Genomic DNA, 21,484 nt, shown 5'->3' on the forward strand with positions numbered 1-21,484 from the left:
TGGCGGAAACGATGATTGAGATGTAATTGAGTTCATGGCTTGAGGGTGATGGGTTTCTAGAGTCAGATAGATTGGCTCTAGAGACAGAAAGCGAGTCAAATTCAGGTTGAAAGTGCCTCAAGGTCGGCTCCAGAGACAGAAAGCGAGTCAAATTCAGGTTGAAAGTGTCTCAAGGAAGGCTCTAGAGACAGAAAGCGAGTCAAATTCAGGTTGAAAGTGTCTCAAGGTCGGCTCTAGAGACAGAAAGCGAGTCAATTTTAGGTTGAAAGTGCTTCTAGGTCGGTTCAGCAGTTCAAAAGTTAGTAGGATTTTAAATGAAAAGGTCTCTAAACCGGTCCCTCGATAACATCACAAAACCAAAAAACGAACCCACTTCAGAGTTGGGTTCGTTTCCGTATTTTTTACCCCGAAATCAACCTCTTGATTCTGCAGGGGTTTCCTTATCATCAAAATCGGGTGACACAGCTTTTTTGACAAAGAGCGCAATAATAACAGCGATTATGCCAAGTGCCAGGGCAAACCAGTATGCATGGTGAACACCGTACGTCATTGCTTTATTGGCAAGTTCTGCTGTAACCGCTCCTCGGCCTTCCAGGTAATTGGCTTGGCTTTGGGTCATGATGCTGACGAAGATTGAAACACCCAGCGCACCCCCAATCGGCTGCAGTGTATTGGCGATCGCCGTACCGTGCGGATACAAGTTCTTTGGCAATTCATTCAGTGCATTCGTCTGAGCAGGCATCATGATGGCTGAGATGGAAAGCATCAAGACCATGTAGACAAGAATGAAGGACCACATCGGCACGGATGGATTGATATTGCTGAAAAAAATCATAACCCCAACGAGTGTAATGGTACCTGGGATAATCAATTTCCTCGGTCCGTACTTATCAAATAATGCTCCCATGGTCGGTGACATCAGGCCGTTCAGCAAGGCACCGGGCAGTAATAAAAGACCTGCGACTTTCGCCGAATAGCCAAGAGGTCCCTGCAAATACATCGGCATGACAATTTCTGAAGCGAACATCGCCATGATGACGATCACAAATAAGATGATTCCTCTTGCGTAACTTTTATACTTGAATACCCGGACATCGAGAAGGGGTTCATCAAGCTTGAGCTGGCGAAGCGTAAAGGCGATGATGCTGATGACACTGATTGATAGGATCATGATGATTCTTGCGGAAGTGAATCCAGCTCCTTCCTCGCCGGCACTGCTGAAGCCGTAGACAATCCCTCCGATCCCAATGGAAGAAAGGATAATAGAAAGAATATCTACACTTGGACGTGTGACCTCGCCGACATTCTGCAGATATTTGACCGCAAAAAGTATCGAGAATATGGCAAAAGGGATAACGGTGATGAACAACCAGCGCCAGCCCAGGAAATCAACGATCACTCCGGAAAGGGTTGGACCGATTGCAGGTGCGAACATTATGACAAGCCCGAAGGTTCCCATGATTTTCCCCCGAACTTCAGGACGGTACAGAAGAAGCAGAGCATTGAAGATGACGGGAATCAGCAGGCCGGTTCCGACAGCTTGAATCATCCGGCCAGTCAACAGCATAGGAAAATTAATCGCTGAAGCGGCGATGATGGTGCCCAGCAGGAAAATGGACATGACGCCGATGAACATCTGCCTTGTGGTGAACCACTGAATGAGAAGGGCTGATATCGGCATCAACACACCCATCACAAGCATGAAGCCGGTAGCCAGCCATTGAACAGTGGGGGCGTCGACATTGAAAACGTTCATTAATTCCGTGAGAGCTATATTCAAAAGGGTTTCATTCAATATCGCGAAGAAAGCGCCGATCATGAATGTAACAATTATCGCTTTAGAATTTACTTTGGTTTCCATAACTTCCTCCAATTAGTTAACTTGAAATACACTTATCTATAATCGTTCATTGAGATGAAATTCTCAAGTGTTTAAGAAAATAACACCTTAATTTTGTTAAGAAAAAGTGAAACTTAAAGATATCCTGTCCCGTACTGGTAGTATGGGGAAACACTGATTGAGAGTTAGTATGGACAAATGCTTAGATAGAACTATATATTGTATCGGGGAAAAAAGGAGTCGATCATTTGAATGCTTTAGCGTTAATATCAGTATTAATCGTTTCAGGAGCAGCCATTGCGTTTACGTTGGTCTTTGCACTAGGCTCTTTTCGTAAACTTTGTTGCTATTTAATACAAACTATAAAAATTACTTACTTAATTAACTAAAAATAGCTGATAAACAAGAAGAAAAGATCTAATTCACCTTGTTCAGAGAAAAAAGCCCTTGTCTCCAAGGGAAAAATCCGGCTCTTTGGATTTTTCCGAGAGCAACAATATATACGGAAACAGCGTTGTACTAAAAGGGTTACAGAATCACCTCTATCACAATAAGGGAATTGATCAACATTCTCTTTTCGTAGTTTGTCCAACCTGTGGAAGTAAACACAAACGTCAGAAGAAAGGCCAGCAATGCCAAGACTGTTATACTTCTTTTTAATAGTAGATTCCAAACAAAGAAGCCTGTACAATTGTACAGGCTTCTTTGTGAAACTTTCTTTAGCGGTTGTTGCTATTGTTATTATTGTTGTTGTCATTCTGACGGCTGCGTGCTTCTCCGCCTTTTTCACCGATTTCCTGGTAGAATTCTTTGTCGTGATTCTCAGATGTTGCTTCTCCGCCTTTTTGGCCGATTTCCTGATAGAATTCTTTATCGTGGTTTCTTGAAGTTGCTTCTCCGCCTTTGCGGCCTGCTTCTTCCACACTCATCTTCTTGTTATTGTTGTCATTGTTGTTTTGTGCCATTGTAACTCCTCCTTAAAATTAGAAAATTGTTTTCCATCTAAGACGATTTACTTCAGCTTTTATAAGGCATCTCTGCCTCTGCTACATGTCTTCCCGTTTTGCTTCTTTATAAACCACGTGGGAATAACTACCATTTATCTGAAGGCGCCAGGCACGCCCCGGTTATTATCGAACGCTGCTTTCGTATAAATTATTGCTCTCAGCGAGACAAGGGCTTTTATTTCTGAACAAGGTGAATAGCTCCTTTCTTACTTGCTTGCCAGCTTATTTTCAGTGAATTAAGGCATATCTATTAAATAGCAGCAAGGTTTTAGAAAAGAACCTTGATGTGAGAGTGGGGGGGGTTATTGGTTGGAAATAGTACTAGTGGGGTTTCTGCAAATCGTAGGAGATTGTAAGTGCCCATAATATTTTTTGAGGGAGCTGAGTTTATGGGCACTGATTTTTGTGCCGTGAATCATATTAGTTTCCTTTAAGGGATTAGAAAAATTTGTTGTAAAAGATGGCATGGCGGGTAAGGATTTCATCTTTCATTTTTTTGATTTCCAGATGATCGTCATTTGAAAAGAAAATTTTGATAATCGCTAACATGAGATTCCCTCCTTTGCTTTAAAACATCATATTATACAAGCTGGCACGCCTGTCGGTCATTTGGTCCTGGATGCGCTTTGCTTCTGCATCGTTACTCTTGGTGAAAAACTTCTTCATTCTGCGTCTCATCTTCATCTCTCCTTTCTACCAATAGTTTAGTCAAAAACATGTTTGGAATTAACATTCGTTAGGATGTTTTATATTCAGACTTTAGGAGGAGACTTCCTAAGCAAAACGCAACGCGTGAACGATTTATATGTGGAAGCTTGCTTTCTTGATTGACCTGTTATCGGAGCAAGTGAAATAAAACAACATCTGCCAGGAAGCTGATTTTTGCTGACCGGAAAAAAGGAGAGCCCTGCCGCTTGCGGATAAAAGCTTGATTTTGATCATTAGATTTCCCATGAACAACAATACCTTCTTTTAATGCATAAGAAGTTCCATTTTTCTGACAAATAAGTTACTGTATGATTAGTAATGTTAAAGGGGGCAAAGTAGATGAATATACGGTCGGAAACTTTCAAGCGCTTTGCGGAAAAGGAGTGCCGGGGATCGAGTGATTTATATGAACATCTATCAAGCAGAATCTCAGAAGATGAAGAGATCTTGGAGTTAAGCGGATATGCAAGGGAAGGACAGCCTGTTCCCAACCTGTTGTTGGGTGCTGTGCATTATCTTCTGCTTAGAGGGTATCAACATCCTTTGAAAGAGTATTATCCGAGCATGGTGAGCAGCCCTAAAGACTATACGGAAGCATTTTTACCTTTCAAGGATTTTTGCCGGGAATATAAGGAGGAAATCCGTCTTCTTCTTGAGACGAAGCTTGTTCAGACCAACGAAGTCCGGAGATGTGCCTATCTTTTCCCGGCCTTTAGTTTTGTCTATGAAAAAATGAAAAGGCCGCTTGCTTTGATAGAAATTGGCACCAGTGCTGGGCTGCAGCTGATGTGGGACCAGTACAGTTATTCATATGGTACAGGGGAAGTCTATGGAAATATCGATTCAACGGTGAAACTCACAGCCGAGATAAAAGGAGATGATGCTCCAAAGCTGCAGCAGGGGACTCCGCCTGTATCCCAAAGGATAGGACTGGATTTACATATTAATAATTTGGCAGATGAAGAGGATTATCTTTGGTTGAAGGCCTTGATTTGGCCGGAACACGAGGATAGAAGACAAGTGTTTGAAAAGGCAGCTGAATATGTGAAAGCTGCCTCCATCGATTTTATAGTAGGGGATGGCATCGAGCTGCTTCCCCGTATAGCAGGTGAAATTCCTGAAGACTCTGTTCTCTGTGTATTTCACACACACGTGGCAAATCAGATACCGATTGAAGGAAAGAAAAAACTTTTCAAAGAAATTCAAACAATTGCCGGCAAGAGGGACATCGTCCATATTTATAACAATATGAAGGATAGGGAGCTGCACCTGGACTATTATATCAAGGGGATGGAGCATAAAAACACCATCGGGATGACGGAAGGGCACGGCAGATGGTTTGAATGGAAGATATAACGTGAATATTACTGTATGAAGGCTTTTGAACTTTAAAGGTACTCTCTGACAAATAAAAGTTTCCTAAAGCTTTCTATATCCTACTACATCCAAGGAGGTCTTCTAATTGAAAGAGGGAATACATCCAAACTATGAAAAAGTCGTCTTCATGGATACGAACAGCGGCTACAAGTTTTTGACGAGCTCTACTGTGAAATCTTCAGAAACGATTGAGTGGGAAGACGGGAACACATACCCGCTGATTAAAGTCGAAGTCAGCTCAGACACCCACCCATTCTACACCGGAGTGCAGAAATTCGCTGACAAGGGCGGCAGAGCAGACCGGTTTATGAAAAAATATAATATGAAGCGCCCGGATGACAAGTGAATTCATGCATAAATCATAATGTCCTCTTTCCTTTAACGGGAAAGAGGACATTATCAGTTTACAGTTTTTGTTGATGGTCAGGGGTTATGCGTCTGCAGCTTACTCTGACGCATCACTATAAAGCTCGGTGCTTTGTATTCTTTTAATGAAGTTTTCTGCAATTGAGAAGGATTCATACAGGAATAAAAGCAGATCACCTTCATTTGAATGGTCCCATGCATATTGATAGGCTTGCTCTTCATCAATGATGATGGTTGAATAGTCTGAGGTGCGATAATAAGTTTCTGCCTCTTCCATCATCAGCATAGGCACTTCTCCCGTCATTCTTCCCCTTAAGTCTTTATCTTCTTTGATGATAAGATGGTCCGAGTTGGCAGAAGCGATTCTGGCCATTTGCCTTATGGCGCTGTCCTGTCTGTCTCCAGCTGCAGAAATGACCGTGATTGTGCGGTTTCGTTCAATGTGTTCGACTGCGTCGTAAATTGCTTTTAACCCTGCCTGGTTGTGGGCATAGTCAATAATGATTTCCTTTCCTTGTACACGGGTGCGGTTGAAACGGCCTCGGGAATGTTTTGCATCGGGATTGAAGGTCAATGCCCTTTCTTTTAACTCCTCTAAGCTGATCCCTTGTGAGTGGGCTGCGGCCAGTGCTTGCAGCAGATTGGAAACATTATGCTTTGCAGTTCCATTTATGGTGATGGGAACTTCCCTGATTGGCAGGAAAGTATGGCTTGTCCCTCGGTTGTGAAAGATGATGCAGCCATCTTCATTGACATACCAGGCCGTACCTCTTTCAGCGACAGCCTTTTCTATATATGGGTTACTTTCATTAAGGGAAGTATATATTACCGTGCCCTTTGTATGGGTCGCCATATTCACTGTAGATTCATCGTCGGCATTTAAGATACAGAAGCCCTTTTCATGCACGACTTCCGGAATGAGCCTTTTCAGTTTAACGAGTTGTTCATAGGTTTCAATTCCATCAAGTCCTAGGTGATCTTCGCTGACATTGGTGACGATGCCAACATCACAATAACGGAAAGCAAGGCCTTCCCGGAGGATTCCGCCCCGTGCTGTTTCCAGTACAGCGATATCTGTCTGAGGATTTCTTAACACTTTTCTTGCACTGATCGGTCCGCTGCAATCGCCGCTGTCCACTTGCTTAGCCCCAATATAAACACCATCGGAGTTCGTCATTCCAACGGTCATGCCGCTGCCCTCGAGCAAGTGCTTTACAAGCCTCGTCGTTGTGGTTTTTCCATTAGTACCAGTCACAGAAATGATTGGAATGGCTGCTTCGGATCTTTTGGTGAAGAGATAGTTAACAATTTCTTTTCCGGCTTCCCGCCTCTTCCCTTTGGCCGGGTACAAATGCATTCTGATTCCCGGGGCAGCATTGACCTCAAGGATGGCGGTTGTCAGTGGATCAAATGGTTTGGTGATATCGGGGCAAATCAAATCAATCCCTGCAACATCGAGTCCAATGGCAGTGGCAGCGCTTTCCGCAATTGTTTTGATGGAAGGGTGGACTTCATCCGTTACATCTATTGCCTGCCCGCCAGTTGAAAGATTGGCACTTCCCACCACTTGGATGACCTGTCCTTTTTCCAGTATGCTCTGGAAAGAAAGATTCTGGCTTTCCAAGAAGCATTTTACTGTATGATTGAAAGGAATTTTCGTAAGTGGTTTTTCATGACCGACTCCCCGCAAAGGATTCTGGTTCTCGACTTCTATTAACTTTTCAATCGTGTCTTTACCATTTCCGATGAGGAAGGGAGCAGTTCGCAGACTTGCCGCTGAAAGCTTGTTATTGATGATCAGCAGCCTGTAGTCACTGCCTTCGAAAAAACGTTCAACGATGTATTCATCTTCAAGACGCTCCAGACAGTGGACAGCATTGAACAATTCTTCCCTTGTTTTGATGTTCGTGATGACACCTTTTCCCTGTCTGCCATGTAGAGGCTTAAGCACCAGAGGGTAGCCGATGCGTTCGGCTGCTGCAAAGATTTCCTCTGTGGAAGAGGCCGGTTCTCCTTTGGGTACAGGAAGTCCTGCCTGCTGCAGGATTTGCTTTGCGGCATCTTTATCACAAGCGTTTTCTACCGCCAGATGGGAGGTCTGGCTTGTAATCGTCGCCTGGACAAATCTTTGTTTGGATCCGGTGCCAAGGCGGAGCATGCTGTTCGTCCCGACTCTTTCTACAGGGATTTTTGCCTCTATGGCTGCTGAATAAATCGCTTCGGTGCTCGGGCCTAATTTATGTTCATAATAAAGTGAAGCTGTCTTTTCGATGTAAGGCTCGATGGAAAAGGACGTCTCTCCGTCGAGGATCCGCTGAACAATTTCCATCGCAGCTTGGAAAGAATAGAATCCTGATTTTTTCTCCTTATATTCAAAGGTGACAAAGTAAATCCCCTTTTTACTGCTTGTCAGCGTTTTTCCATGTTTCACCTTAATGCCGGCGAGATGCTGCAGTTCAAGGGAGATATGTTCCAGGATATGTCCCATCCAGGTGCCTTCATGCAGGCGCTCGATGAAGGCACCCTCATACCCGCGGGAACAAGTGTGGGTCTTGAGGGAAGGTATAAGAGTCTCCAGGGTATGAGGGAATCCGGAAATCTCATTGGAAGGCAGATACTCATATTCCTCCAAATCCAGTTCTATCCACATAGTAGGCTTATAGCTGAAATAATTAGGGCCTTTTAAGTAACGGACACGATTAATTTTCATCTGCGTTTCCTCTCTTTACTGTTGAATGTATAACAGATTTAGTAACAAGGTTAAATTTGAACCCTGATGTCAGGGTATGAAGTTTGAAATTTGTGCCGGTGAGTTCACTATCATCTTCTGAATTCCTTGTTTTGAAAATTTTGCCCTCTTGACCATCGATGATAAAGACCTGATGCTCCCCGATGACCTCGAATTCATTATCTTTATAAAGTATCGCTGTGTTTTCATCGATTCCCAGACCAATCTTGCCGGGCATTTCGGCCATTGCCCCTATAAGCCTTCCGAATCTTCCGCGCTGTGAAAAGTGCTGGTCGATGATGAGGTCTTCGAGTATTCCAAATCCCTTGCCCATGTACACTTTCAGCGTCTCATCATGAAGTTTTAATTGAGAAGATACAATCATCTCTTTGCCCATGATCGAAGCTCCTGCACTTGTTCCCGCCAGAATCATTCCTTCTTTCCATCTTCTTAAGAGACTTTTATGAAAAGAAGTCCCTGCAATCAGTTCTGACAGTAAGGACTGATCGCCTCCGGTAATGAAAAGGGCAGCCATCCCATCAAGGCATTCACTTAACTCCGGGCTTTGTGCTTTTTCCCGGGAAGGGATGGATAAAGTAACAGGATTTTCAATACCGAGCTTTTGAAAGATCTCCTCGTAGATGCTGCTGATTTCTTCAGGCACCCGTGAGGCAGCAGGAAGGATCCCGACCTTCCCCTGATTTTTCTTTGCAAGATCGGCAAAGGTTTGCAAAATCGAGACGCCATTATACTTTTCTTCATTGCCGCCAATAATGAGCAGTTCGCCAACTGACATCTTCTTCACCTTTTTCTGTAAAAAAATTCTAACTAAAAACAAACACCTTTTACCCAATCCATTTCAAGTAAAAACATTTTTTTGAAAAATAGGCCATTTGTATTGGTGGTTTTATTTATACGACTAGAAGGAATAGAAGCTCATTGAATTAAGGAGGATGGGTACAATAATTCTGTGGAGAAGTGTATTGATTGTATAGACAAGGTGAAGTGGAAATTCACCTACAAACAACCTGGAATACATTTTGACAACGGGGGTATATGGTTCATATTCCCATAGAAGGAGGCAGAAAATGAAAGCTGTAACGTATCAGGGTTCAAAGGATATCCAAGTCAAAGAGGTTGAAGACCCGAAGATCCAGAAACCGGATGATATCATTGTCAAAATCACTTCAACAGCGATTTGCGGTTCTGATCTTCATTTGTATCAAGGGAATCTACCGTTGAGACCAGGTTATATCATTGGACATGAACCGATGGGGATTGTGGAGGAAACCGGCCCGGATGTAACGAGAGTAAAAAAAGGCGACAGGGTCGTTCTTCCGTTCAATGTATCCTGCGGCCACTGCTTTTATTGCCAGCATGATATGGAAAGCCAATGTGATAACTCCAATCCGCATAAAGATACAGGCGGGTACTTCGGTTATACGGAACAATATGGAAACCATCCTGGCGGCCAGGCTGAATACTTGCGTGTTCCTTTCGGTAATGCGATGCCGTTCAAAGTGCCGGAATCATGTGACTTGGCAGATGAGGCTTTATTGTTTATGTCGGATGTTCTGCCGACCGCTTACTGGAGTGTGGAACATTCCGGAATGAAACCGGGTGATACAGTCATTGTCCTTGGGTGCGGTCCCATTGGCTTGATGGCCCAGAAATTTGCCTGGATGAAGGGGGCGGGAAGGGTCATCGCTGTCGACAACCTTCCGTACCGTTTAAACAAAGCGAAACAGAATAATAATGTGGAAATTTTTAATTTTGATGAATTCAAGGAAATGGGACAGCATCTAAAGGAAGTGACCGGCGGAGGTGCCGATATCGTCATCGACTGCGTCGGTATGGACGGGGAAAAGAGTGCTGTTGAAAAAGTGGAGCAGAAACTCAAGCTACAAGGCGGAACGTTGAGTGCAATCAATATTGCCAAGGACGCCGTCCGCAAGTTCGGCACCGTCCAGCTGACAGGCGTATACGGCATGATGTATAACATGTTTCCGCTGGGGAATTTCTTCGAACGAAACGTTACGTTGAAAATGGGACAGGCTCCTGTTGTTCACTATATGCCGGAACTATTTGAAAAGATTACATCGGCAGAACTGAACCCAACCGAAATCATCACTCATATCATGCCGCTGGAAAAAGCGGCAGAAGCCTATAAAATCTTCAACGACCATGATGACGAATGCATCAAAGTCGTCCTGAAACCTTAGTGACAGGCACGCCCCAAAATTTGTTGGAAAAATCTTTATTAATATGAGAAAAGCAGCCCAATCTTCCGTTGGTTCCGGAAGGTGGGCTGCTTTTCTTTTGAAAATTATTCGACAAACACCTGGTCGTGCCTGTAGTCTCCCCCCTTATAATGGACATATAAGTTATCATGAAGATACGACAAATATGCATTTATGGGGGAAATAATAATGCCTAAAAAACCAATTTCACATACAAGTGTCGAAGTTAAACTAGAAGCTGTAAAAAATGTCTTGGAGAATCATCAACCTGTAGCTGTAGTGGCAGAGGAGATGGGATTGCACAGAGACACAGTAAATAGATGGGTGAACAAGTTCAAAGAAAATGGGAAAGAGGGTTTGATGAACTCCCGTTCTATTACTAACTCAGCGTCTTCCAAGGATTTAAAAAGAATTCGGGAATTGGAGAAGAAACTTAAGGAAAAGGAACAAGAGAATGAAATCCTAAAAAAGTTCCAGGCCTTTCTCAAAGAGAACGAATAAGCAAGAAATTTGAAGCTATTTCTGCATTGAGAAAGGAATACCCAGTTATACTTTTATGCCGCGTACTTAAGGTGTCACCTAGTGGTTATTATGCCTACCTTAAGCGACCAAAGCGTTCTGCATCCTCAGAAGAAAAAGAGACATTAAAAGCAATTAAGAAAGTATATCGAGCCGAGAAAGGGACTTATGGATCTAAACGAATTTCAAAAGTTTTGAAGGCCAAGGGGCAAATTGTTAACCATAAAAGAGTAGCTAGGCTAATGAAGGAAGCCAATTTAAAGGCAGTGGTGAGACTGCCAAAGACAAATGAAGAATCAAAGGGGAAGTCAACTGGTACGGTATATCCGAACCTTCTTGAAAGAGACTTTGAGGCTCAACATCCAAACCAAAAGTGGGTAACTGATATGACTGAAGTCATCCACAGAGGTGAAAAGCTATATATTTCAGCCCTTATGGATTTGTTTAACCGAGAAATTATCGCCTTTAAAATAGGGTTAAGTCCAAACAAACAATTGATTGAAGATACTATCAAAGCTGCCAAAAAGAAAAGAAAGCTAAAGAACCTTGAAGGCGTTCTTATTCACAGTGATCAAGGAAGTGTATACCGTTCTCTTATGTACCGAAGCTTGAAGAAAGAGTTAAAATTCACCCCTAGTATGTCCCGGAAGGGTAACTGTTGGGATAATGCCGTTATAGAAAGCTTTTTCTCTCAGCTGAAGACTGAATTCCCTTGTTTCTATCCTGTAAATAAAGATTCAAATATACTTCAAATAAATTTATTAAAGTATATTAAGCGATACAACGAGAAACGAATCCACAGTAAAATTGGATTCGTTTCTCCAAAACAGTTCCTTAAAGACTATCTAAAAACGGCTTGATGTGTCGTATTTTTAAATGTCCACTTATTGGGGGTTGATTCACTGTCACTCCACCGGAACCTTGAACAGCCAGAGCATGAACGTCGCAATTATTGCTGAAAGGACATAGGTCAAAAAGGGACGGGAAAAGTGCAGGCGGATCATACTGTACATACGATGTAGAAAAGGCCGTCCATCCAATATTCATATCCGTTTTGCAGTACAAGCCTGCCAAATTTATAAAAGGGAAATTCCACGAGAAGGGATACTCCGGCCCACAGCGATATATATCTGACCTTCCTGAATCGAGAGGCATGGAATGGAAAGAAAGTGAGAAAAAGCAATGTGATTGCAGGAAGGTTAATAAAGGAATAAAGGATGTCGACGATGATATGGGATTTAGGGTAAAAGTCCGGGTAATACTCCCAGAGCATTTTTTTCCGGGACAGGTGGTTATACAGCAGGTTACAGATAATGACATAAAAAATAGTGAGATGATATTTCTCCCATTCACGCCAGTTTCCTTTTATTGCAGCAAACAGAATTAATAGTGCAGTCAAGACAATATGCATAAAGTCACCCGAACTTTTTTAAAGTAATAATTTGAAGAACTTTGTTTTATGCAAGAATCAGCCACCTCAGTTAGAGGGCTGTCTATTAAAGGTGATTAAGCGAGTCAATACACTGACAAAGGATCCGATCAACGCGCTCCCAAGAATATCAGATGGGTAATGATGTCCGACCCACACGCGGGACAGCCCGGTCAATGCAGATAAACAGGTGAAAATGCCTCCTAATGTCCGATTATAAAGGCAAAGTGTGGTGGACACGGCAAAGGTGAGCAAAGTGTGTTTGCTCGGAAAGCTGGAATTTCTTTTAGACGGAATCAGAATGCCTGCCCGGTTATTTACAAAAGGACGGGCACGGAAGGAAAACAGCCTGATGATGCTGCCGATAACCATGGAAGCAGCGATTGAAAGGACGGCATTCAAGGAAATGGATTTATTCTTGAGCAATAGGATTAGCAGAACAAAAAGGTATACATAGCGAATCCTGTTAGAAACGAGAATCATTAAACGATTTAGGGAATCAGTACGCCTGGAAAGAGAGTTGATTGCCCAGAAAAGCCTTACATCCATATTTTCAGTCCTTTCACTGGAAGTATTTTATCTTTACTCTCCCCTCGCTTGAGGGATCTATACTGTAAACCGATTTCCATTGTAAATAGTAGTAGAATCCCTTAAGATTTCATATGGTATGAATAATAGACTTTTAGGTACATATTGAAAGGAAGTTTTTAATGGTTGTGGAAATAAAAGAACCTTTACCGCTTTCACCTTCCAACGATCCCTGGGAAGCTTACATGGATGTAGAAGAGCACGGTAAGATGACATTATCGAGTATTGAGTTCACGACAACTACGCTCTGCAATATGCGCTGTAACCATTGTGCTGTCGGTTATACTTTGCAAAATAAAGATCCTGAAGCTCTTCCGATGGAATTGATCTTCAGAAGACTTGATGAGGTGTCTCATCTCAGGACAATCAGTATAACGGGCGGTGAGCCCATGATGTCGAAGAAGTCTGTAGAAAATCATGTGCTCCCGCTGCTGAAATATGCTCATTCACGAGGCGTGAAAACGCAAATCAATTCAAATCTGACTCTTCCGTATGAAAGATATGAGCCGATTGTTCCTTATCTGGATGTCCTGCACATAAGCCATAACTGGGGAACGGTTGAGGAGTTTGCTGAAACGGGATTTGCCAGGATGGACCGCAAACCTTCAGAGAAGAAGAGAGCGGACTATTTCAATCGTATGGTGGAAAACTCTAAAAAACTTTCAAGCGAGGGGGTCATGGTCTCTGCAGAAACAATGTTGAACGGCAGGACATTCCCTTACCTGGAATCGATTCATGACCACATCATCGAGATGGGATGTACACGTCATGAGGTCCACCCGATGTATCCTGTCGACTTTGCGAAGGATCTGGAAACCCTGAGTTTGGATGAAACCCGCCAGGCAATCAGGCGCCTGCTTGACCATCGCAGGGAAGATATTTGGATGCTGTTCGGAACCTTGCCATTCTATCCTTGCAGTTCATCTCAAGAGGAGCTTGACCTGTATCAGCGTCTCCTGAAAGAAAAGAATGTGACAGTGAGAAATGATCCGGACGGGCGTTCCCGTTTGAACGTCAATATTTTCTCTGGAGATATCATCGTGACGGACTTTGGGGATGAACCGGGACTGGGCAACATCCAAGACACATCATTGACAGATGCCTATGATCGCTGGAACCAAACCAAAACAGCCCAATCATTGAACTGCCACTGTCCTGCAGTAAAATGCCTCGGCCCGAATGTATTAGTCAAAAACACTTATTATAACGACGTCGATTTCCAATCAAGATCCGCCAAAATCGGGGAGTGACAGGCAAGCCCCGAAGTATATCGAAAACAACCTCCCTGCTTCCTTAAGCAGGGAGGTTGTTTACTTTAACGCATCACCGCACTAAGAGGGACAGTCCCTCTTAGTGCGGTGACGCGTTAACATGTTAAATTATTGTTCTGACTCTTTAATTTTGTAGAGGATTTCATTGACTCTCGAAAGCAGTGTTCCGCTAAAGATAGTTGTGGCAATCAAGCCAAGCAATGAGAAAAAGATCAGGACAACAAAATGATTTTCAGTGCGCATAAGCAACCTCCGGATTTATCAGATGAGGTATATTATTCCAAATCATAGTTTTATTATTCACATAGATTTTTTCATAGCAAGTTTCTTAGTAATCTGTCCATTGAAGTAAACAAGAGAGCCTGGCAACAGTAATTACTCTGGTAACTCTTGGTCGGTACTGTATATACTGAAGGAAAAAGGAAGTTTGATACAGAAGGAGTCGTGTGAAAATCTTGTGGTTGAGGCACCCCCGATGTCCCATACGATTCAAAGGATTAAACAAGGATACAGTCAGCAAATGGCAGGAAAGGAAGATAAACGAAAAAAGTTTATCTCGTTAATAAGAAAGCCGTCCGCATAAAGAATGAGGAACTGCTAAAGGAGCTGCCAGCTTCATCACAAGCAATATATCAACAGAAAGGCTTAAACAGATCAGGAAAGAGGTAATTCAACATGAACGAAACACGCCCGGCGTTATGGACACGGAATTTTATCAGCATCAGCATCAGTAACTTCTTCTTATTTATGACGTTTTATTTCCTGCTCGTTACCATCCCTATCTATGTAGTCGATTATTTAGACGGTGAAAAATCCGAGGCCGGCCTGATGATTACAGTCTTCCTGATTTCCGCCATCATCATCCGGCCTTTTACGGGAAGGTGGATTGAAAGATTCGGAAGTAAAAGAATCCTGCTTTGTTCAATGTTCGTCTTCTTTGTGTCGGCTTTGCTCTACTTTGCAGCTGACAGTGTCGGCTTCCTGCTCATCGTCCGTTTTTTGCACGGAATTGGTTTTGGTATGGCGACAACAGCAGCGGGCTCCATTGCGGCCGCCACCGTGCCGGGTTCCAGAAGAGGGGAAGGGATGGGATATTTCATTTTGTCCTCAAATTTTGCCATGGTCATCGGACCATTCCTCGGATTGACCGCCCTGCATCAATGGGGAGTGTCCACAATGCTGATAATCGCGGGAGCTGCGGCATTTGCCGGGCTTTTATCAGGTTTATCCATTACCATGAGTAATGAAAAGAAGGAAGACGGCAGGCCCGCTCAATTGAGTTGGAAAGATGCTATCTTTGAAGGGAAGGCGATTCCAGTTGCGTTGGCAGGGGCGTTTTTCGCCATAGTGTATTCTGCCATTCTATCTTTTGTATCGGTATATGCCGGGGAACTGGGACTCAGCCATGCCGCCAGTTATTTCTTTGTTGTTTACGCAGCAGTGCTCTTACTTTCAAGACCGCTCACAGGCAAGTGGTATGACATTCACGGTCCCAACTTCATTGTATATCCTGCCATCCTTCTGTTTGCTGTAGGAATGATTGTTTTGGGAACTGCGAATTCCGCCATTCTATTCCTGACCGCCGCGGCTTTTGCCGGGTTAGGATGGGGAACCCTGTTTCCGACATTCCAGACAATCGCGATCCAGGCATCCCCGCCTAAAAGGGCGGCCATGGCGACGGCCACCTTCTTATCCATCTTTGACATCGGCATCGGCCTTGGTTCCTTCCTGGTCGGCCTGGCAGCAGCTAAAATCAGTCTCGGCGATTTGTATACCTACAGCTCACTCTATGTCCTGGCTGGACTGCTTCTCTATTATTTCCTGCAAGGCCATAAGTTAAAGAAAGGCAAAAGAAAACAAATAGATGCCGCCTAAAAAGCCAGCGCTCACAGCTGGCTTTTTTTGTTGGCTCCAGTCACTCCACGGTTTATATCGAATGTAGTGGCTGTAAAATCAAGATAAATAAATATGGAACAGGTAGAAAAAGGACCTTTACAATGATTTCAAATGAAGTAATGGAATGAAATAAATGCGATTTTGTTCGACACGATTCGGGTCGTGCCTGGCACAAAAAACTCTTCCAGTAAAATCATAAATTTCATGAATATGCCAAAAAAAGCAGGGTATAACATTAAAAGTGATAATAAAGGAGGTTACATAATGAAAGATGAAAAAAGTCAGGATAATCAGTCGAGGACGACATTGACGAATCGCCAAGGCCACCCGGTTACAGACAATCAGAACGTCAGGACAGTCGGCAATCGGGGTCCAACGACATTAGAGAACTACGATTTTCTGGAGAAAATCAGTCACTTTGATCGGGAAAGAACGCCGGAACGTGTTGTACATGGCCGCGGTGCGGGGGCTCATGGCTATTTTGAATCCTATGGAAAAGTAGGGGACGAACCGATTTCCAAATATACACGCGCTAAAGTGTTTACGAATACAGAAGTCCAGACTCCGGTTTTTGTAAGGTTTTCCACTGTCGTGCACGGAACGCATTCTCCGGAAACTTTACGTGATCCTCGTGGATTTGCCGTTAAATTTTATACGGAAGACGGAAACTGGGATCTTGTCGGAAATAACTTAAAGATCTTCTTTATCCGTGATCCGTTGAAATTCCCTGATATGGTCCATGCTTTCAAGCCGGATCCTGTCACCAACATCCAAGACCCTGAGCGTATGTTTGACTTCTTAAGCCAGAGACCGGAATCAGCCCATATGGTGACGTTCCTGTTCTCTCCTTGGGGCATCCCCGCTAATTACAGGGAAATGCAGGGCTCAGGTGTCCATGCGTATAAATGGGTAAATGATGAAGGTAAAGGCGTCCTTGTGAAATATCACTGGGAGCCAGTACAGGGAATCAAGAACCTGTCACAAAAGGATGCGGATGAAATCCAATCCAAAAACTTCAATCATGCTACACAAGATTTATATGAAGCGATTGAAAAGGGAGATTACCCTGAATGGGAACTTTATGTGCAAATCATGGAAGATGGGGAGCATCCTGAATTGGACTTTGATCCATTGGATCCGACAAAGTTATGGTACAAAGAAGATTATCCATGGCATAAAGTCGGTAAGATGGTATTGAATAAAAATCCTGAAAATTATTTTGCTGAAGTAGAGCAGGCTGCCTTTGGTACTGGTGTCCTTGTTGACGGCCTGGATTTCTCTGATGACAAGCTGCTTCAAGGACGCACATTCTCTTATTCGGATACACAGCGCTACCGCGTTGGAGCGAACTACCTACAACTGCCTATCAATAAGCCCAAGAAGGACGTGGAGACAAACCAGAGTGCAGGACAGATGGATTACCGTACGGATTACGGAAAACAGAAAAATCCTCACATCAACTATGAGCCTTCTTTGATCGGCGGTCTGAAAGAAGCTGAAAACCCTGGTAAAGAACACGAGCCCCATGTGGAAGGCAACCTGCAAAGAGAACCTATTTCCCGAGAGAATAACTTCGGGCAGGCAGGCGAAACATACAGACGTTTCACTGATTGGGAGCGCAGCGAACTGATTTCCAACCTTGTTGATGCTTTATCAACATGCCGGAAAGAAATCCAGGATGCGATGATCGATATCTTCACAAAATGTGATGAAGACTATGGAAAACGTGTCAAAGAAGGGCTTGAAAAAGCAGGAGACAATAAAGAAAGCAAAATGGATGAAGCAGTCGAGCAGGCAGAAAAAATGGGCCATATCTCAGACCCGTATTAACAAGCAAGAAACCCGTTCTTTTTGACGGGTTTTTTTGTTGAAGTTGTTTCGGCGTTGTCTTCACGAAAATCTCCGACCTGGTCGCCCCAGGCACGCCTCGGTTTTTGTCGAACTAGGGACAGGCAAAATCATTGGTTTTAAATGAATCATTGTGAGCGTATATATAAGAATTAACGTTTTATAGAGAGGTGAAGTAAATGGTCAATCATCATGTCTCTCCGCCACCGCCGGCAGGGAGAATAAATGTTGTGGATCCTTCTCCGCTCAATTGGCTGTACGTCCTATTCAATACAATGGAAGAGGCAGTACGGACAGACCGGGAAGGGAAAATCATCCCCTCACTTGCGTCAGGCTGGAAATGGGTGGATACAAGAACTTTACAACTCAATCTTCGTGATGATGCTCTTTATCACGATCAGCAGCCTTTTACAGCAGAAGATGTGCGAAGGAACTTTACTCAGGTGAAAAAGTGGATTGCGCCCCATCCGCCGGGAACCTGGCTCAACCTGCCGGAAGAGACAAGGTTAGAAATCATCGATAAGTTTACAGTCCGTTTGCATTTTCCATCTGCTGAAGGATTGGCACTGGCAAAATTGCGCGCGCATCACTATGGAAATAAGCTCTTTTGGCAAACAATCGGTTTTGGTTACAGTAAACTCGGTTCGGCTGAGGGACATTGGTGAGTACTCGACGCACCGGGCCCGTGGGGTACCGGACCGTTTATCTTGAAAAATGGCTTCTCCTCCATTCGCAATGTGCAGGCAATCATGAGCATGGATCCCTTCCAATCTACCTGGATCACCACTGAGGAAGAGCGGTCTCCTTATGTTGAACTGAAGGCCAACAAGGATTATTGGGATGAGGGCAGGGGGCCGAAGTTGAACCGGGTCATTTTTCGGAACGACCTGACACCGAAACAAGCTTTGCATCTTTGCACCGCCACCGAGGGAGAGGTCGATATTGTTACGGGAGTCGCACCTGAAGATGCAGTAACTGTTCTTCAATCAACCCATGCAAAGTTAGTGGCCGTCAATGGAAAGCGCATTTTAGCAGGATCGTTTAACCGCTATAAAAAAGATGTGAACTTTAACAATCGTAATTTACGGCTTTCTTTTAATCTGGCCGTCGATAGGGAAGCTTTGATTAAGGAAGGTTTTAACGGATATGCCCAACCTGTTCCAGCATTGACTCCGCCGTGGGCATTTGATTTCCCAAAGGGGCTTTCTCCTCGAACGTTCGATCCGGAACGGGCCCGTTATCTATTAAAAAAGTCGGGTTGGCCGAAAGAGCGTGCTCTTAAACTATCAGGAGAGAAAGAATTCGAGAAAGCATTGAAGGTTCTGGGGGACCAATTTCGGAAAGCATTGAATCTTAAAGTCGATGTAGAAGTCATTTCCCCTCCTCAACAGGCGGCGTGGAAAAAGATGGTGGCAGAGAAGAAGCTTGTTCCATCATTTGATATCGCTTTGTTTTCCCCAATGGCATTCTTTTATGAAGGAACCCCTGCTTTTTTTCATCGGGAGTACTTTGGAAACAACGGAGCTTTCCGAACCGGCCCGGTAATCCCGGAATTTCAACAGTTGTTTAAGCGGATGGCTGCCGAAACCGACCGGGAGAAACTGCTGGAGCACTCAAAGAAGATCGATGAATATGTCTATGAAGAAGCACTGGGCTTGTTTCTATGCAGTCCGCAGGAACTCTATGCCGTTAACCGCCATGTGAATTTCGTCCCTTACAGAACTACGTTTGAACTGGCGGAAACCTCTGTCAGTCATGAGCATTGGTCCTTAAAGGGGAAGCATCCCAAGGTTTGAACCTTCTTACATGAGGGAATAAAGTGATTATCAGAATAAAAGCAACATGGTCATTTAAGGAGGAAACAAGAAAGATGTTTGAAATCATTAAATCATTCTACGAAGAGAAAAAAGCTGATGGAACTTATACATTCACAGATAATGATTTAAAAAGATTCATGGATAAAGGCTATATTTCAGCTGTGGAAGCCAGCGACATCAAAAGCTTTGAGCAAATATAATATAACCTGAAGCGCCCTGAAATTATCAGGGTGTTTTTTTATGGATAAGACTTTGGTAGAGATGGAGGTTGTGGTTAAATGATGTTGCCTGATTTCCGCTACAGGTGCACGACTCCGCGGGGCGGGCGGTGAGCCTCCTCGGCTTCGCCTGTGGGGTCTCACCTGTCCCGCTAATCCCGCAGGAGATCGTGCACCTTCCGCTCCAATCAACCGTAGTTTCTTTTATTTATTGTTTAAATTTTTTTGATAACTAAGAAACGTGCTTCCTGATTAGTTGCCCCCTAGTTTCAATCTATTAGCAAAAAAATAACATGAAGATCTAACAGGGCTTTACATAGAAAAACCGGGGCGTTACTCCTCGGTTTTTGTCGAACCAAGCCCCACCCTTCACATTTAGTATGTTAAGATGAAATTATAGAAAATTCTTACAAAATATTATGTATGATGGATGAGAAATTTACACTGGCTGCTGTATTCATCAGTGTGAAAGAAATGATGATCATGGACCAATCATTCCAATGAATAGTAGCGAACAGAGAGGAAATTAACAATGATCTATTTTAAGAAACTGGTTTTTGGCGTTTTCGTTTTGGTCATACTGGCGGGCTGCGAGGAACAAACTCTCCAGCTGTCAGAGGTAATAAACGAGACCGATTCCGAGTATAATTACCTCCAGCTTGGAGTAGAGGAGAAAGTCATTGATATGGGAAGGACTTTGCATCAAACTGATTCAAAGAATATCAACGAATTTGTGAATCTGACCGGCCTGGCTGAGGTAAAGGAAATTGGCAGCAAGGAAGCGAAGGAAATCTATGATGAAATCTATCAAGACAGCCGAAATGAAGAGAAAAAAGTATTCTCTGCAAGTATAGCAGTCGATGAAGACCTTACGGAAAGTTTCTTCATTTACATGAGTGAGAATGGGACGATACTTGCCACCCGTTTTAAAAACGGCGTTGGAGAGCGGCACTATGTTAATGCAACTAACTCAACTGCCCTCTATGACGCAGCGGAAGTGTACTATGAAGAGAATTTTGAAGCCGAGGAAGAAGTACAGGTGCTCGACTTATTGGAAGATAAATAGATAATCAGCTTTGAAAAGCTTGAATACATAATGGAATTGGAATATAATGGCGTAATATTTGTTTTTAGGGGGGAGCCGGATGAGACAGGAAAAGGCGGTAGAAAGCATTTCGGAAAGCTTGAAGAAAGATGAGCTTGTACAGGCGATCTTTTTGAAGGGGTCGATGGGCAGAGGCGAAAATGACGAGCACTCGGATGTTGATCTCTACGTCCTGGTAAAAGAGGAAGATGAGAAGAAGTTCCTTGAGAAGCGTGTGGATCACTTAAACGCATATAGAAATCTATTATTCTACGATGATATCTACATAATCGCACCACAGATTATCGCCGTATATGACGACATGCTTCATGTTGATTTGTTTACTGTGACAGAGAAGAATTTCAAAGAGAAAGACTATTTCAAGGTTGTGTACGATCCCAATAATATTATGGGAAAGTTTGAAGCAACACAGAATTTATTGTTATCTCCGGAAGAGTTCCATGAACTGGCCATCGATGTCCCGTGGTTTCTGTTTCAGTACCGTAAAGCCTATAACAGGGGAAACAATTTATGGGGAGTAGAGGTAT

Annotated in this window: 19 protein-coding genes and 1 pseudogene; 13 read left to right on the forward strand and 7 right to left on the reverse strand. The window is 43.5% G+C overall.

The window, feature by feature from the left end:
* Positions 1-412 precede the first annotated feature (412 nt).
* Entirely contained in the window at positions 413-1,861 is a 1,449-nt protein-coding gene (locus BSG1_RS14875) for an MDR family MFS transporter (protein WP_044022970.1), read from the reverse strand.
* Between the two features lie 731 nt (positions 1,862-2,592).
* Positions 2,593-2,805: pseudogene (locus BSG1_RS14880) on the reverse strand (KGG domain-containing protein); the annotation flags it as partial.
* 1,089 nt (positions 2,806-3,894) lie between these two features.
* Here BSG1_RS14880 and BSG1_RS14885 point away from each other — a divergent pair.
* Both BSG1_RS14885 and BSG1_RS14890 read left to right on the forward strand, forming a co-directional pair.
* A complete protein-coding gene (locus tag BSG1_RS14885; RefSeq protein ID WP_006837944.1) occupies positions 3,895-4,911 on the forward strand; it encodes a DUF2332 domain-containing protein in 1,017 nt (338 codons plus the stop codon).
* Between the two features lie 106 nt (positions 4,912-5,017).
* Positions 5,018-5,278 (forward strand): type B 50S ribosomal protein L31, encoded by a 261-nt coding sequence (locus BSG1_RS14890; RefSeq protein ID WP_006837945.1) that lies wholly within the window; start codon positions 5,018-5,020, stop codon positions 5,276-5,278.
* A gap of 99 nt (positions 5,279-5,377) precedes the next feature.
* Here BSG1_RS14890 and cphA read toward each other — a convergent pair whose 3' ends face one another.
* Positions 5,378-8,008 (reverse strand): cyanophycin synthetase, encoded by a 2,631-nt coding sequence (cphA, locus tag BSG1_RS14895; RefSeq protein ID WP_006837946.1) that lies wholly within the window; start codon positions 8,006-8,008, stop codon positions 5,378-5,380.
* A complete protein-coding gene (locus tag BSG1_RS14900; protein ID WP_006837947.1) occupies positions 7,998-8,822 on the reverse strand; it encodes a cyanophycinase in 825 nt (274 codons plus the stop codon). Before BSG1_RS14900 ends, cphA begins: the two co-directional genes overlap by 11 nt.
* 292 nt (positions 8,823-9,114) lie before the next feature.
* On the opposite strand from BSG1_RS14900, the gene BSG1_RS14905 reads away from it, so the two are divergent.
* The 3 genes from BSG1_RS14905 to BSG1_RS14915 all read left to right on the forward strand — a co-directional run bounded on the left by BSG1_RS14905 (position 9,115) and on the right by BSG1_RS14915 (position 11,645).
* Positions 9,115-10,248 (forward strand): zinc-dependent alcohol dehydrogenase, encoded by a 1,134-nt coding sequence (locus tag BSG1_RS14905; RefSeq protein WP_006837948.1) that lies wholly within the window; start codon positions 9,115-9,117, stop codon positions 10,246-10,248.
* 207 nt (positions 10,249-10,455) lie between these two features.
* Entirely contained in the window at positions 10,456-10,767 is a 312-nt protein-coding gene (locus BSG1_RS14910) for a helix-turn-helix domain-containing protein (protein ID WP_198008225.1), read from the forward strand.
* Between the two features lie 26 nt (positions 10,768-10,793).
* Positions 10,794-11,645, forward strand: coding sequence for an IS3 family transposase (locus tag BSG1_RS14915; RefSeq protein WP_052302385.1), 852 nt, complete (start codon positions 10,794-10,796; stop codon positions 11,643-11,645).
* Between the two features lie 140 nt (positions 11,646-11,785).
* Here the strand turns inward: BSG1_RS14915 and BSG1_RS21805 are convergent, their stop codons facing one another.
* Together BSG1_RS21805 and BSG1_RS20475 are read right to left on the reverse strand one after the other, a co-directional pair.
* The gene (locus tag BSG1_RS21805) at positions 11,786-12,196 is read right to left on the reverse strand and encodes a CBO0543 family protein (RefSeq protein ID WP_006837949.1); all 411 of its coding nucleotides are present in this window, start codon (positions 12,194-12,196) and stop codon (positions 11,786-11,788) included.
* A 66-nt stretch (positions 12,197-12,262) separates the two neighbouring features.
* Positions 12,263-12,763 (reverse strand): phosphatase PAP2 family protein, encoded by a 501-nt coding sequence (locus tag BSG1_RS20475; protein WP_006837950.1) that lies wholly within the window; start codon positions 12,761-12,763, stop codon positions 12,263-12,265.
* Between the two features lie 161 nt (positions 12,764-12,924).
* Between BSG1_RS20475 and yfkAB the strand changes: the two genes are divergently transcribed.
* Positions 12,925-14,052, forward strand: coding sequence for a radical SAM/CxCxxxxC motif protein YfkAB (gene yfkAB, locus BSG1_RS14930; RefSeq protein ID WP_006837951.1), 1,128 nt, complete (start codon positions 12,925-12,927; stop codon positions 14,050-14,052).
* A 129-nt stretch (positions 14,053-14,181) separates the two neighbouring features.
* On the opposite strand, the gene BSG1_RS21585 is transcribed toward yfkAB, so the two are convergent.
* On the reverse strand, positions 14,182-14,316 hold the full coding sequence (locus BSG1_RS21585; RefSeq protein ID WP_006837952.1) for a hypothetical protein: 135 nt from the start codon (positions 14,314-14,316) through the stop codon (positions 14,182-14,184).
* A 432-nt stretch (positions 14,317-14,748) separates the two neighbouring features.
* Between BSG1_RS21585 and BSG1_RS14935 the strand changes: the two genes are divergently transcribed.
* The 7 genes from BSG1_RS14935 to BSG1_RS14960 all read left to right on the forward strand — a co-directional run.
* Positions 14,749-15,948: an MFS transporter gene (locus BSG1_RS14935; RefSeq protein ID WP_006837954.1), complete on the forward strand. Its 1,200-nt coding sequence runs from the start codon at positions 14,749-14,751 to the stop codon at positions 15,946-15,948.
* Positions 15,949-16,233: 285 nt separating this feature from the next.
* Positions 16,234-17,799 (forward strand): catalase, encoded by a 1,566-nt coding sequence (locus tag BSG1_RS14940; RefSeq protein WP_044022972.1) that lies wholly within the window; start codon positions 16,234-16,236, stop codon positions 17,797-17,799.
* 197 nt (positions 17,800-17,996) lie between these two features.
* The gene (locus tag BSG1_RS14945; protein ID WP_006837956.1) at positions 17,997-18,482 is read left to right on the forward strand and encodes an ABC transporter substrate-binding protein; all 486 of its coding nucleotides are present in this window, start codon (positions 17,997-17,999) and stop codon (positions 18,480-18,482) included.
* Between the two features lie 84 nt (positions 18,483-18,566).
* A complete protein-coding gene (locus tag BSG1_RS14950) occupies positions 18,567-19,613 on the forward strand; it encodes an ABC transporter substrate-binding protein (RefSeq protein WP_083802898.1) in 1,047 nt (348 codons plus the stop codon).
* Positions 19,614-19,636: 23 nt separating this feature from the next.
* On the forward strand, positions 19,637-19,834 hold the full coding sequence (locus BSG1_RS20940; RefSeq protein WP_006837958.1) for a hypothetical protein: 198 nt from the start codon (positions 19,637-19,639) through the stop codon (positions 19,832-19,834).
* 550 nt (positions 19,835-20,384) lie between these two features.
* Positions 20,385-20,918, forward strand: a complete 534-nt coding sequence (locus BSG1_RS14955) for a hypothetical protein (protein WP_006837960.1) — start codon at positions 20,385-20,387, stop codon at positions 20,916-20,918.
* Positions 20,919-20,997: 79 nt separating this feature from the next.
* Positions 20,998-21,484: nucleotidyltransferase domain-containing protein (locus BSG1_RS14960; RefSeq protein WP_006837961.1), on the forward strand; the 487-nt coding region annotated here is incomplete at its 3' end.

Source organism: Bacillus sp. SG-1, assembly GCF_000181495.1.
Classification (GTDB): domain Bacteria; phylum Bacillota; class Bacilli; order Bacillales; family Bacillaceae_B; genus Rossellomorea.